Source organism: Streptomyces sp. CLV115, from assembly GCF_038448545.1.
Classification (GTDB): Bacteria; Actinomycetota; Actinomycetes; order Streptomycetales; family Streptomycetaceae; genus Streptomyces; species Streptomyces sanglieri.
Genome location: NZ_JBCEWQ010000439.1, coordinates 1 through 440 on the forward strand (window position 1 = coordinate 1; position 440 = coordinate 440).

The following is a 440-nucleotide window of genomic DNA, read 5'->3' on the forward strand; positions in this document are numbered from 1 at the left end:
GACTACAGGGGTATCTAATCCTGTTTGCTCCCCACGCTTTCGCACCTCAGCGTCAATGTCTGTCCAGCGAGTCGCCTTCGCCACTGGTGTTCTTCCGAATATCTACGAATTTCACCTCTACACTCGGAATTCCACTCGCCTCTCCAGAATTCTAGCACTGCAGTTTCAAGGGCAGTTCCGGGGTTGAGCCCCGGGATTTCACCCCTGACTTGCTGCGCCGCCTACGTGCGCTTTACGCCCAGTATTTCCGAACAACGCTAGCTCCCTCCGTATTACCGCGGCTGCTGGCACGGAGTTAGCCGGAGCTTATTCTCCCGGTACTGTCATTATCATCCCGGGTAAAAGAGCTTTACAACCCTAAGGCCTTCATCACTCACGCGGCATTGCTGGATCAGGCTTTCGCCCATTGTCCAATATTCCCCACTGCTGCCCCCCGTAGG

Annotated in this window: 1 rRNA gene; it reads right to left on the reverse strand. The window is 55.2% G+C overall.

Features of this window, described 5'->3' with window-relative positions:
- Positions 1 to 440: ribosomal RNA gene (locus tag AADR41_RS43110) — 16S ribosomal RNA — on the reverse strand; the annotation flags it as partial.